This window comes from Parabacteroides sp. D25 (genome assembly GCF_000307475.1).
GTDB classification, from domain to species: Bacteria; Bacteroidota; Bacteroidia; order Bacteroidales; family Tannerellaceae; genus Parabacteroides; species Parabacteroides distasonis.
Map to the genome: position 1 here is coordinate 66,631 of NZ_JH976508.1, position 13,995 is coordinate 80,625.

The following is a 13,995-nucleotide window of genomic DNA, read 5'->3' on the forward strand; positions in this document are numbered from 1 at the left end:
CTTTGCGGACGATCTAAATACCAATAAGCGATAAAGCTAATAAAGTATATTATGGCAGAACAGACAAAAGTTAAGACGCTGGAGAAGGTTGTAATTCGTTTCTCGGGAGACTCGGGAGATGGTATGCAGTTAACCGGTACAATCTTTTCAAACCTGTCCGCGGTTTTCGGGAACGAGATTTCTACATTCCCAGACTATCCGGCAGAAGTACGTGCTCCACAAGGAACACTAAGTGGTGTATCTGGATTCCAAGTGCACTTGGGATCGCGCAAGATCTTCACACCCGGTGATAAGGCCGACGTATTGGTGGCCATGAATCCCGCCGCGCTGAAGGTGAACGTAAAACACCTAAAACCCAATGCGATTGTTTTAATCGACACGGACTCTTTCAAGAAAAGTGATTTGGATAAGGCCTTGTTTACGACCGATGATCCGTTTACTGAGCTGGGATTGACTGGCGTGCAGGTTGTTGCCGCTCCGATCTCTACGATGGTAAAAGACGGATTGGTTGAGTTTGGTTTGGACAATAAATCGGCTCTTCGCTGTAAGAATATGTTCGCCTTAGGACTTGTTTGCTGGTTGTTCGAGCGTCCACTGGAGGAGGCTATGCACATGTTGCAGAATAAGTTCGCTAAGAAACCGGTTATCGCCCAAGCTAATATCAAGGCTTTGACGGACGGTTATAATTATGGTAATAACATCCATGCCTCAGTTTCTACGTATCGTATCGAGAGTAAGAAAGCCGAGCCTGGATTCTATACGGACGTGAATGGTAATAAGGCTACTTCCTATGGTTTGATAGCCGCTGCCGAGAAGGCTGGTTTGCAGTTGTTCTTGGGTAGTTACCCGATCACTCCGGCTACTGATATTTTACATGAATTATCTAAACGTAAGGATTTAGGCGTTATCACGGTTCAGGCCGAGGATGAGATCGCCGGTATCTGTACTTCTATCGGAGCTAGTTTCGCCGGTTGCTTGGCGGCTACATCTACTTCCGGACCGGGGCTTGCCTTGAAGAGCGAGGCGATCGGTTTGGCTGTAATCGCCGAGTTGCCTTTGGTGATTATCGATGTTCAGCGTGGCGGTCCTTCTACGGGCTTGCCGACGAAGAGCGAGCAAACGGACTTGATGCAGGCTCTGTATGGCCGTAATGGTGAGAGCCCTGCCGTGGTAATAGCGGCCTCTACGCCGACTGATTGTTTTGATGCCGCATTTTGGGCGGGTAAGTTGGCCGTGGAGCATATGACTCCGGTTATCTTGTTGACCGATGCCTTTATCGCTAACGGTTCTTCCGCTTGGAGAATTCCGGAAATGGATAAATATCCGGAGATTAAGCCGAATTACGTAGCTAATTATCAAGACGAGAAAGTCTGGAAGGCGTATCGTCGTAACAAGGAAAGCTTGGTTCGTTACTGGGCGATTCCGGGAACGGAAGGTTTCGCTCATCGTCTGGGCGGTCTGGAGAAAGACTACGAGACGAGTGCGATCTCTACCGATCCGGCTAACCACCAGAAGATGGTGACGACCCGTCAGGCTAAGATCGATAAGATCGCCGACTATATCCCCGAACTGGAAGTGATCGGAGATGAGGACGCTGATTTATTGATTGTTGGTTGGGGTGGAACCTACGGACACCTTTACGAGACGATGGAGACGATGCAAGAGAATGGCAAGAAGGTGGCTTTCGCTCACTTCAAGTTTATCAACCCGCTGCCTAAGAATACGGCTGAGGTTCTTTCTAAGTATAAGAAAGTGGTGGTGGCTGAGCAAAATAACGGCCAGTTCGCTAACTATTTACGTGGAAAGGTACCCGGATTTAACCCGTATCGCTTCAATCGTGTAAAGGGACAACCTTTTGTCGTTGCGAGATTAGTTGAGGAATTCACTAAAATATTGGAGGTTTAAAAGATGACAACAGAAGAAACTAAATTTCAACCGAAAGATTATAAAAGCGACCAGTACGTACGTTGGTGCCCGGGTTGTGGCGACCATGCGGTACTGAATTGCCTGCATAAGGCTATGGCCGAGGTAGGAGTGGCTCCTCACAATATGGCAGTTATCTCAGGTATCGGCTGTTCTTCCCGCTTACCTTATTATATGAATACGTATGGCTTCCATACGATCCATGGTCGTGGAGCGGCTATCGCTACCGGCGTAAAGACGGCTCGCCCGGACTTGAGCGTATGGTTGATTACGGGTGATGGCGACTGCTTGGCTATCGGCGGTAATCATTTTATCCACGCTGTCCGTCGTAATATCGATTTGAATATCGTTCTTTTCAACAATAAGATCTATGGTTTGACGAAGGGACAGTACTCCCCGACATCCGACCGTGGTTTCGTATCCAAGAGTTCTCCTTATGGGACGGTGGAAGATCCGTTTATCCCGGCCGAGTTGGCGTTGGGTGCCCGTGGTAATTTCTTCGCCCGTACGATTGACGTGGATTTGAAGAATACGACCGAGGTATTGACGGCTTCCGCCCGTCATAAAGGCGCTTCCGTTACGGAGGTATTAGTGAATTGTGTGATCTTTAATGACGGTATCCATAAAGGTATCGTAGACAAGGAATACCGTGCGGATCGTACGATTTTCCTTCGCCATGGCGAGAAAATGGTTTATGGCGCTAACATGGATAAAGGTCTTGTGCTAGATGGCCTAAAACTGAAATCCGTAACGATCGGACAAGATGGTTATACGATGGATGACGTATTGGTACACGACGCCCATGAGAAGGATAACACCTTGCATATGATGCTTGCCATGATGAGCGGTGATATGCCAATTGCGTTAGGCGTAATACGAGATGTGGAGGGACCGACCTATGATGAGGCTGTCCACCAGCAAATCGAGGAGGTACAAGCGAAGAATCCTACACGTAAATTACACGACCTTTTGATGAAAGGTGAGATTTGGGAGGTAAAGTAATATATTTCTGATTGGATATAAGAGAAGGCGCAAGATATTTATCCTGCGCCTTTCTTATATTTATACGCTGGATTTGTTTGTGCGGAAAAAAGTATATATCTTTGTTTCAGTCACAATAAAAGCGAATACCTATGATGACAACTTCGGAAATAGTTGAGATGCTAGCTAAAAGTATATGATTTGTAAACTCCATATTACAAATAGACTAAGGGTTTTGTTAATTGCATGGAAAAGAGTAATTATTACTGAAAAATTTCCTTAATAAGCTGTGTACGATAAAAAAAAATATTACTTTTGTACCGCGGTTAACAAGGTGGAGTCGCAGCAAGCTCCAAAAGGTCGGAAAGCCTCACCGTATCGAACTAGAGTAGAGAGAAAAGTTATATAAAGTCAATCATTTAAATTAAATTCAAGATGGCTAATTTAGATTTAAGCAAGTACGGAATTGTTGATGTGAAAGAAATCGTTCACAATCCGTCTTATGATGTTCTGTTCGCAGAAGAAACTAAACCGAGTTTGGAAGGCTTCGAGAAAGGCCAAGTAACTGAGCTAGGTGCTGTAAACGTGATGACTGGTATTTATACAGGTCGTTCTCCTAAAGATAAATTTTTCGTAAAGAATGAAGCCAGCGAAGATTCTGTATGGTGGACTTCTGATGAATATAAGAATGATAACAAGCCTTGTTCTGAGGCCGCTTGGGCAGACTTGAAGGCTAAAGCCGTAAAAGAATTGTCTGGCAAACGTTTGTTCGTTGTCGATACATTCTGTGGCGCTAACGAGGCTACTCGTTTGAAAGTACGTTTCATCATGGAGGTTGCTTGGCAAGCTCACTTCGTAACTAATATGTTCATCCGTCCGACAGCTGAGGAATTGGCTAACTACGGCGAACCTGATTTCGTTTCTTTCAACGCTGCTAAGGCTAAAGTTGACAACTACAAAGAATTAGGCTTGAACTCTGAGACTGCTACTGTTTTCAACTTGAAGACTAAAGAGCAAGTTATCTTGAATACTTGGTACGGTGGTGAGATGAAGAAGGGTATCTTCTCTATCATGAACTACTTGAACCCGTTGCGTGGTATCGCTTCTATGCACTGCTCCGCTAACACGGATAAAGAGGGCAAGAGCTCAGCTATCTTCTTCGGTTTGTCTGGTACTGGTAAGACTACTTTGTCTACGGACCCGAAACGTTTGTTGATCGGTGACGATGAGCACGGATGGGATAACGAAGGTGTATTCAACTACGAGGGTGGTTGCTACGCTAAGGTTATCAACTTGGATAAAGAGAGCGAGCCGGATATCTACAACGCTATCAAACGTGACGCTCTTCTTGAGAACGTAACAGTTGCCGCTGATGGTAAGATCGATTTCGCTGATAAGTCAGTTACAGAGAACACTCGTGTTTCTTATCCGATCTATCACATCGAGAACATCGTTAAGCCGGTTTCTAAAGGCCCGCACGCAAAACAAGTTATCTTCTTGTCTGCTGACGCATTTGGTGTATTGCCTCCAGTATCTATCTTGACTCCGGAGCAAACTCAATACTACTTCTTGTCTGGATTTACCGCTAAATTAGCAGGTACAGAGCGTGGTATCACGGAACCGACTCCTACATTCTCCGCTTGTTTCGGTGCTGCTTTCTTGTCATTGCACCCGACAAAATACGGCGAAGAGTTGGTTAAGAAGATGGAAATGACTGGCGCTAAGGCTTACTTGGTGAACACAGGTTGGAACGGTAGCGGCAAACGTATCTCTATCAAAGATACAAGAGGTATCATCGACGCTATCCTTGATGGTTCTATCAATGAGGCTCCGACAAAGAAGATCCCGTATTTCGACTTCGAGGTTCCGACTGCATTACCGGGCGTAGATCCGAAGATCTTAGATCCTCGCGATACCTATGCTGATCCTGCTCAATGGGATGAGAAAGCGAAGGATTTGGCTGCTCGCTTCCAGAAGAACTTTGCTAAGTTCACGGGCAACGAAGCTGGTAAGGCATTGGTTGCTGCTGGTCCTCAGTTATAATTGCTTAAAAAACCTTGATCAAAAAAGGTCAAGGTTTAAAAATATCTTTATAAAAAAGCGTGGAATTACTAATTCTGCGCTTTTTTTATGATAACTACGTTAATTTTATTATAAATGTAAAGTAGTTAAAAAAAATATTCCTACCTTTAGACCGGATTATCTGTTATAAGAAGAGCTTAAAAAGGAGTAATGATAAAAAAACTGGCACTTATTATTGGCTTTATAATTTGTTTGTCATCTTGTGGCAAGGATTATGTCTATCGGATTGAAGGGGAACTTTCTAATCTGGAAGGTCAAACCGTATATGCTGTATTTGAGAAGGATAATTATAAAGTGGTTGATACCGTGGCTTGTACGAAACCCGGGCAGTTCCAGATCGATCAAAATGAAGCGGGTTTCCATTGTGTGACTATTTTCTTTGCAGATAAAGAGCATTGGGTTACGGCTTATCTGGAACCGGGAGAAACCGTAAAAATCACGGGCGACGCTAACTCTCCATTGCTATTGCAGGTAAAGGGGGGACGGACAAATGATAAGTTGACCGCTTTTAAGAAAAAAATCGCTCCTTTATTGACGGAATTGACAAATTTATCAAATTCTTTAAATAGCAAGGATTTGAACGATACGATCGAGGAGACGGATATCGCCGCTCGTTTGGCGAATGTTAATATGCAATTGAGCGAGGAAGCGATCCGGTACGTGAAAGAGAACCCGGATGAAGAGGCATCCGTTGTCTTGATTCAATCTTTTTTCTCAGATCCCGATGATACTCGTAAAATTGATGAGTTGTTGGCGTTATTGAATCCAAGGTTGAAAGACTTTTATCTGGTGAAGGAGCTGGAGCAATATAGCGCCCGTGCGAAACGTACGGCTTTGGGTGCGGAAGCCCCAGATTTCTCCGTAAGGAATATTTATGGGAATACGGTAAGTTTGGATTCTTTCCCGCAGAAATATTTATTGCTGACGTTTACCGCTCCTTGGTGTGATATGTGCCAGACAGAGGATCTATATCTGGATAAGGTAGCGATGAAATATCCGAAAGATCAGTTGGACATTCTTTTGGTTAGCTTGGACGATAATCCGGATAATGTCCGGGATGTACTGAAGAAGGATAGTATAGCGTGGAACTTGGTAACAGATTCGGCCGGACAAGCGGCTATGTTGATAGATCTGTATAACGTAAGCGTATTGCCACGCTGTTTCTTGATAGATGAGGATCATAAGATCTTGATGAAAACAGAGAATGGAATCGAGATCAAGCAAACACTGGAAAACTTGTTCGAAGACTGAGCGATTGAAAACAGGAGGTTCCGGTTTTAATTTGTAATTAGTAACTCAAAATTCTTAACTATGTTAGTAAAATCTTATGCCGCTGCCGTGCAGGGGATTTCCGCTACGGTCGTTACCGTAGAAGTGAACTGTTCCAAAGGTATCCAATTCTTTTTAGTCGGTCTTCCGGACGTGGCCGTTCGTGAGAGCCATGAACGCATTATCTCGGCTCTTCAAGTATGTGGTTATAAATTCCCCCGCAATCGTATCGTTATTAATATGGCCCCCGCAGATATCCGTAAGGAAGGGTCTTCTTATGATCTGCCTTTGGCGATCGGTATTCTGGCGGCGGCAGAGCAGATAGATTCATCCAACTTATCCAAATTCGTATTGATGGGCGAGCTTTCTATGGATGGGAGCCTCCAACCGATAAAAGGGGCATTGCCTATCGCTATTAAGGCTAGGGAAGAAGGCTTTAAGGGCTTTATCTTACCCAAGCAAAACGCTTGTGAGGCTGCGGTGGTGAACGATCTGGAAGTGTATGGAGCTTCGAATATCAAAGAGGTGCTGGAGTTTATGGAGGGGAAACCTACATTGCGGCCTACGGTCATTGATACCCGTAAGGAGTTTTACGACCGCCAGCAATTGTTTGATTGCGATTTCTCCGATGTCCGGGGACAAGAGAACGTGAAGCGTGCGATGGAGGTGGCCGCAGCCGGCGGACATAATCTGATCATGGTAGGTCCTCCCGGAAGTGGCAAGTCCATGTTGGCGAAACGTCTCCCTACGATCTTGCCTCCCTTTACCTTGCATGAGTCCTTGGAAACAACTAAAATCCATTCCGTAGCCGGTAAGATAGGAGGTGGCACCTCCTTGATGGTACAACGTCCTTTTCGCTCTCCCCATCATACGATCTCTAATGTCGCTATGGTAGGAGGTGGCACTTTCCCGCAGCCGGGAGAGATCAGCTTGGCTCACAATGGTGTCCTTTTTTTGGATGAGTTGCCGGAATTTAACAGGAGTGTCTTGGAAGTCATGCGGCAGCCATTGGAAGATCGAGTGATCAATATCTCCCGTGCCCGTTTCACGGTGGAATATCCAGCTGGCTTTATGCTTGTGGCCTCCATGAATCCTTGTCCCTGCGGCTACTACAACCATCCGGACCGTCCTTGTCTCTGTTCTCCCGGAGCCGTCCAGAAATATATGAACCGCATTTCCGGCCCATTACTCGATCGTATCGATATCCAGATAGAGATTGTCCCTGTCCCTTTCGAGAAGATTTCCGAGCAACAGCCCTCAGAGCCTAGTATCGCTATCCGTGAGCGGGTCATAAAAGCCCGTGCGATCCAGGAAAGGCGTTTTGCCGCTTATGAGGGTATTTATTGTAATGCCCAGATGAACTCCAAGCTACTCCATCAGTACGCCGTTCCCGACGCTTCCGGCCTCTCCATCCTCAAAACCGCCATGCAACGTCTCTGCCTCTCCGCCCGTGCCTATGACCGTATCCTGAAAGTCTCCCGCACGATAGCCGACTTGGATAATTCGGAACATATCGAAGTCCGGCATTTGGCGGAGGCGATACAGTATAGGAGTTTGGATAGGGAGAATTGGGGGATGTGAGATTGCACTTAGAATACATCTATTAACCATAATAGTGCAGTTACTAAGCTGAAAAAACTATCTTTATATTAGTTGGAAATTGCGCTATTTATGGCTGTTGAAGTGAATAACTGACGGCTTGTCGAGTGAACAACTGATGGCTATACCTGGTGGTCAGCTTACGGCTTGGGAAGTGAATAACTAATCACTTGGGAAGCCTTTTGTGAATGATTTAACGTGCTGTATGCCAGTCAAGAAAAGATATCCGAGCAGAAGGTCTTTAAAAGTAAGCTAGCTTACTTTTTTAGGGTTGTTTAGGAATTGCGGTATTCTTGCGGACTCATACCTACATGGCGTTTAAAATACTTTCCGAAGAAGGACATATTAGTGAAATTCAGTGTATAGGCGATATCGTGGATGGTAAGGTTCGTCGATTTTAGTTGTGCCTTTGCGTCCATGATAACCATCGAGGTGATAATCTCTATACAAGTTTTTCCCGTACTTTGTTTGACGATCGTACTTAGGTGTGCTTGCGTGATGCCAAGCCGCTTGGCATACCATGCAACGGATCGTTGCATGGTATAGTTTTGCATTACTAGTTGAGTGAAATTCTTACTGATTAGCTCTGCTTTGGAGAGCATTGACAGGTCTTCCGTCTGGTCTTTATACATGCTGCTGATCCCCATCAGCATACCGGTAAACAAATGGTTGGTAATCCCGCGATTTATTTTCGTGGCGTAAAACTCGTATGTTTTGAGTAATAACTCAAAATAATCTTTCATAAGAGGCTGGGCTTTCTCTTTTAGCTTATACACCGGATTGTCTTTCACGATATAATGCATGTCTATGACAGCTTTGCTGGAGTTCGCTTGGCTGAGGAAATCAGATGAGAATCCCATGAAATAGATCTGTAGGTCCCCGTCTGCCCTATGGATCTGCAGGATTGATCCGGGCATGATGGTGATGAAGCTTCCGGGTTCTACCTTGAGTTGCGTTAAGTTGATGGATGCCTCGATCTCTCCTCCTAGGCATAGCACGAAAATCCCCGCTTTCAATCGGCATGGGTAATTCGCATACAGATTCAGCAGGCCTATATCTTCGATCGAAAGCTTCCCGATCACCCAATCTTGAGGCAGGTCTATTTTGGGAATGTCATTTTCCATGTTTGTTTAATTATTCACTTATCGGGAACGTTTGACAAAAGTAGGCATTTTTAAAGATTTGCCGTGTCTTGTGGAAGGAAAATTATACGAGCGTCTGAAACTTGCGGTATTCCGGAGGCTTTTCGGAGTCGCTTGGGTGTTTGGGCTGGACTGGTATGGTTTCTTGTCGAAGGAAGTAGTTGCCATTAGAATTATCTTTTCTGTTTCGTTTTGATTGAATTTGGATGTATATTGTGACAGGGGTATTTCCTTGACCTATCAAAATAGCGAAAGAATCAGGAAGATAAGTGGCCTTTTATGTTAAAAAGTAACGTTTTCGGTACACGTTAGACGGCGAATATGTATGCAATAGGCAGCATTGGGCAATGCCTATACTGCCGTTGGGCATCGTGAGTAGTCGTGAATAGGGGTGTAAGTAGTCGTGAATAGGCATTCTTATACTGTTATAACCCTATTGTAAGACTGTTTTTTCCCTCTCTCACTCCCCATAATATGAATTACGATGAATTATTTTTGCTAGAACAAAATGTCGTTTTTTGATATATGGCTATCATTCAAATAATTGCTGATTTTCTCTTATGAATTTGGAAGTAAGTAGTACTTTGCCCCGAAATAATCGATACTCAAGAGGTTGAGATTACAAATTGCCATTTTGTCAAATCCTTTTTTCTTCCATCGAAGCGACTATCTTGTAATCTTGCTTTCTCTAGGGGCGGCTCTTGTCTGAGCGCATTTTGTTTAGGCACGGTTTCTAATAAAAGGAACAATGGGTTGTAAAAATAGAACATGGCCACTCTTTATAAATGGCTCTGTATGTGTAGGGGTGAGGTATGGAATCTAAAAAAAGGAATAGGTAATAAGACAAATAGACCTTGTAGGATCTTTGTGAAATATATTCTTTTGCATCCAAATTGGGATCGAATGGATCTATACGAATTGAAGTAATTGAAAAAAGCATTTATATGAGGAAAAAGAATTTTACATCTATGGGAATGGCCTGCTTACTGGGCTGTTGTTTGATGTTGGGTAGCTGTAGCTCTGAAGTGGATAATTTGGATATTCCGAAGGGCAAAGGTTTCGTGAAAATAGATCTGGCACCGGAGGTCGGTTTTCAAACAAAAGCCGTGGATGAGAGTGAGTATAAGGATGTGAACAATTATACTGTGCAAGTGTTTAAATCCGGGCAAGAGGAGAATCTTATTATTAATGATTTGTATAAGAATTTGGAAGAGAAATATTCTTTGAATGTTGGTAACTATGTGTTGAAAGCCTTTACGGGTGAAGATAAACCGGTTTCTTCCGATGTGTTGTATTTTTCTGGCGAAGCTGCTTTTGAAGTGAAGGAGGGAAAGGAGGTGACAGCTCCTGTAATATGTAAGCCCAGCTCAGCTCGAATTAATGTTGTGTTCGATCCGAAGATGGATGAGTATTTCTCCGACTATTCCTTGAAGATTGAGACAGAGGCGCAGAAACCCTCTTCTTTTGTTTGGGCAAAGGCGACAGTCGGTCCGATGTATTTTAAGGTAGGTAATCAGGAAAAGGTCCAGGTTACGGTAAGCTTGACTAAGAAAGAGAATGTAAAAGCAGAAGGGACGGTTAAGACCTATACGTTAAGTCCAGCGGATGCTTTGAAACTTACTTTGAAACCAGTAGTCAACAATGGCAATTTAGGAATTTCGATTACAATTGAGGAGACTACGGTTGATCATCCGGTAGATATCGTTATTCCGGGGGATTGGGTATAAATATATATAACAGTAATAATAAGAGATTAGAATATGAAAGCGATCAATATATGGATGTTGAGCACGGTTTTGTTTTCCGGCTTGATGTCGTGTGAGATGAAAGAGGAGATTTTCGGGAAAGAGATCCCAAAGGAAACTGGCTATTTGACACTTGACGTGAGCGCAGGTTCCTCTGCTTCTTTAGCAACGAAAGGAGCAACTGATCAGAAAGAAGATTTTCCGCTCGTGATCAAGGCGATGGATTTTGATCTTACTAAAAACTATGAGTCGTTTGCTAAGTTTAAAGAAGAAAATGCGAATGGTGTGATTGAGTTGCCGAAAGGAAATTATGAGATAGAGGCGCATTCGCCGGGAGAGTTTGCCGAAAAGATGTACGATCCTTATTATGGAGGTGTAGAAAAAGCAGAGATAATGCCTAGTGTGGAAAAAACCGCTACGGTGAAATGTAAGATCCAGAATGTCAAAATTGCGATGGATTTTACCTCCGAGTTTATAAACTATTATAGCAAATGGTCTATTACGGTGGATGACAAGTGCGGTCATTCAGATATTTATACGCAAGAAAATCCAAACCCAACTCCGATTTATTGGAAAATGGCTGCTGAGACAGATAAGATTTATGTGTCGGGAACAGCTATAGTGAAGGAAACGAGTGAAGAAGTTATTATAAATCAGACATTAACGAAGAAGGAAAGTGCTGATTTTGTAGAAAGCGACAGCCCCTATTTTGTAGGAGGAGATGGTTTGGCGATCTCGTTGGCTCCCGGAAAAGAAGTGGATCTCAATAAAACCGGTATCACCATCACGGTTAACGGTTTTAACCAAGAGACAAATGAGAATATTGATATAGAAGTGGAAGGTGATAGTGGCGAAGAGAATCCTGAACCTCCGACACCACCGGTGACGGGTGATGATCCGACAATCACGATACCGCAAGCTCTTTATACGTTGCCCGCTGATGAACAAAAAAATGCAAATGTTATTATATCAACTCCTGCCGGCTTGAAAAATATCACTGTCGCGATAAAGGGAGGAAATGAGCTTTTTGCGTCAATAGTTAAAGATCTATTTGGTGAAGAGTTTAAATTGATAGGAAATGAAGCTTTAGGAGAGACGTTGACGTCAATGGGTGTAACTTTACCTGTTGGTGGAGAAAAGAGCTATGAATTTCCGGTACATGCCTTTTTTAGTTTGTTGCTAGATCCAAGTACTGGTGGAGGTGTTACAACAGATCCAGAAGGACACGTATTTAATATTACGGTGGAAGATAATGATGGTAAAGTCGTAAAAGATAAATTAAGTGTAAAAGTGGCTGAATAATATGAAGACAATATATACACTTTTATTTTTTGTGTTGGTATTAGGTTTGGTCGCTTGCCAGGCCGAGGATGATACATCCATGAAAAATACCGGTTATTTAAGTATGGATATAACGACCAATAATTCCACAGCCACCAAAGCGGGAAGTGAGGAGGTTGTTTATAATCCCAAACAGTTGGCGGTACAAATCTTGAATGATCAAGGAGGTGTTGTTAAGGAAACGGATGACTATACGGCGTGGGATGGAGAGCGATTTTCCTTGCCTACGGGTAAATACGTGGTGAAAGCCTCTTCAAATGGCTTCGATGGTAAAGCTGCCGAGTTTGATAAGCCCTATTATGTGGGATCAGCTGAGGTAGAGGTTATGGCAGGAAAGGATGTGACGGCCGAAGTTATCTGTACATTGGCGAATGTCTTGGTGACTGTTGAATTTGACGAGCTGTTCAAGAAAAGCTTTAAGTCTGCGACCATTGTTGTGGCTGATTCGGCAGACCAAACTGGAACCCGCCTTACCTTTGAGTTAGGTAAGAACGAGACAGCAAAGGCCTATTTCCCAGTTCCCGAGAAGTCGTTGATTATCTCAACGAGCGTAACGAATCAAAAGGGTACACTACATTCTAAGAAAGATACCGTTCGTGCGGTAAAAGCTCGAGATAATGTTCGCTTGATGTATAAAGTGGCTGACTCGCCAAATGGTTCTACCAGTATTGATATTACTTTGGACGGAACAATCAAGACCTATAATTTCACCATAGGTGTGCCTCTGACCGCTAAGACAACTCTATCGGCAAGTGCGGCGAACGCTTGGAGTTCATTTGCTTACTTGGAGGGGAAGGTGCTTTCAAAGGCAGGTGTCTTGGATCAAAGCAAGTTGGCGATGGAATATAAACTGGCAACAGACGAGGCTTGGACTCCGGTTGCGTATCTGACCGTAGGTGAAAACGATACCTATTCGGTAAGGATTACGGGCTTGACTCCTGCAACAAAATATCAATACCGTTTTATCTATAAGGATACGGAAGAGGTGGCAAGCGAAATCGTAGAGTTTACTACGGAGGCGGCTATCGCATTATATAATGCTAATTTTGATTTATGGTATCAGAATGGAAAGACATGGTATGCTGGGGAATCCGGTAAATCATTCTGGGATACGAGTAACCCGGGTACGACAACGGGGTTGGGAGCCATAGTGAATATCAATCCTACCCAAGGTAGTTCAGCGGTTGTGCATACATCGGGCGGAAAATCTGCGGAGTTGAAATCCCAGTTTAAGGTGAAATTCGCAGCGGCGAGCCTGTATACCGGATCTTTTGGTGGGCTGGTTGGTATGAATGGTGCTAAGATCAATTTTGGTCAGCCGTTCGCTTCTCGTCCAACAGCATTAAAGGGCTGGTTCCAATACGCTCCGGTAAATGTAACTCATGTAGGGGATAATCTTCCGGCTGACGCAGTTGTTGAAAAAGGAGATCCTGATGTTTGTTCTATTTATATAGCGATGTCTAAAAAGCAATATACTATAGATAATACCAAAATGGCAGAAACTGCGATCGATTTTGAGAATGATGCGAACATTATCGCCTATGGTGAGGTGCCTGTGTCGGAATGCGTAAGTACCAACGGACAATGGAAGGAGTTCAATATCCTCTTGAAATATAAGAATCTGACGGAGAAACCGACCCATATCATTGTGGTCTGCTCGTCCAGCAAGTATGGCGACTATTTCACCGGAGGCGATGGCAGCATAATGTATCTCGATGATTTTTCACTCATTTACGATGACGAGCCTACAATGTGGAAATAAACCATAGGCTGAAAGTCTATGTAGGGAACAATAAGTTTTTACTATAAATCTATTTGGCAAGTAAGGATATCTTCCTTGCTAAGTAGATTTTAAATATCTTTGTGGCAATATAAAGGATAGAACTAGAAAATGGCAATAACAATAGAGCGAA

9 protein-coding genes are annotated in these 13,995 nt (G+C 43.6%); 8 read left to right on the top strand and 1 reads right to left on the bottom strand.

Annotated features, from left to right (window positions below):
• Positions 1 to 51: 51 nt before the first annotated feature.
• The 5 genes from HMPREF0999_RS18990 to HMPREF0999_RS19010 all read left to right on the top strand — a co-directional run bounded on the left by HMPREF0999_RS18990 (position 52) and on the right by HMPREF0999_RS19010 (position 7,836).
• Positions 52 to 1,905 (top strand): 2-oxoacid:acceptor oxidoreductase subunit alpha, encoded by a 1,854-nt coding sequence (locus tag HMPREF0999_RS18990; protein WP_009276653.1) that lies wholly within the window; start codon positions 52 to 54, stop codon positions 1,903 to 1,905.
• 3 nt (positions 1,906 to 1,908) lie between these two features.
• Positions 1,909 to 2,925 (top strand): 2-oxoacid:ferredoxin oxidoreductase subunit beta, encoded by a 1,017-nt coding sequence (locus HMPREF0999_RS18995; RefSeq protein WP_008781050.1) that lies wholly within the window; start codon positions 1,909 to 1,911, stop codon positions 2,923 to 2,925.
• A gap of 414 nt (positions 2,926 to 3,339) precedes the next feature.
• Positions 3,340 to 4,947 carry a phosphoenolpyruvate carboxykinase (ATP) gene (gene pckA / locus HMPREF0999_RS19000; RefSeq protein ID WP_005860732.1) on the top strand — a complete coding sequence of 536 codons (1,608 nt, stop codon included), beginning with the start codon at positions 3,340 to 3,342 and terminating at the stop codon, positions 4,945 to 4,947.
• A gap of 189 nt (positions 4,948 to 5,136) precedes the next feature.
• Positions 5,137 to 6,237, top strand: a complete 1,101-nt coding sequence (locus HMPREF0999_RS19005) for a TlpA disulfide reductase family protein (protein WP_009276654.1) — start codon at positions 5,137 to 5,139, stop codon at positions 6,235 to 6,237.
• A gap of 60 nt (positions 6,238 to 6,297) precedes the next feature.
• On the top strand, positions 6,298 to 7,836 hold the full coding sequence (locus HMPREF0999_RS19010) for a YifB family Mg chelatase-like AAA ATPase (RefSeq protein WP_009276655.1): 1,539 nt from the start codon (positions 6,298 to 6,300) through the stop codon (positions 7,834 to 7,836).
• A 293-nt stretch (positions 7,837 to 8,129) separates the two neighbouring features.
• Here HMPREF0999_RS19010 and HMPREF0999_RS19015 read toward each other — a convergent pair whose 3' ends face one another.
• Complete coding sequence (locus tag HMPREF0999_RS19015) at positions 8,130 to 8,978, bottom strand: helix-turn-helix domain-containing protein (protein WP_005860739.1); 849 nt, start codon at positions 8,976 to 8,978, stop codon at positions 8,130 to 8,132.
• 962 nt (positions 8,979 to 9,940) lie between these two features.
• Here HMPREF0999_RS19015 and HMPREF0999_RS19020 point away from each other — a divergent pair.
• From HMPREF0999_RS19020 to HMPREF0999_RS19030, 3 genes are read left to right on the top strand one after another with little or no spacing between them, the layout of a single operon-like run.
• Positions 9,941 to 10,723 carry a DUF4493 domain-containing protein gene (locus HMPREF0999_RS19020; protein ID WP_005860743.1) on the top strand — a complete coding sequence of 261 codons (783 nt, stop codon included), beginning with the start codon at positions 9,941 to 9,943 and terminating at the stop codon, positions 10,721 to 10,723.
• A gap of 33 nt (positions 10,724 to 10,756) precedes the next feature.
• Positions 10,757 to 12,043, top strand: coding sequence for a DUF4493 domain-containing protein (locus HMPREF0999_RS19025; RefSeq protein ID WP_005860745.1), 1,287 nt, complete (start codon positions 10,757 to 10,759; stop codon positions 12,041 to 12,043).
• A gap of 1 nt (position 12,044) precedes the next feature.
• Positions 12,045 to 13,844, top strand: coding sequence for a DUF4493 domain-containing protein (locus HMPREF0999_RS19030; RefSeq protein WP_005860747.1), 1,800 nt, complete (start codon positions 12,045 to 12,047; stop codon positions 13,842 to 13,844).
• Positions 13,845 to 13,995 lie beyond the last annotated feature (151 nt).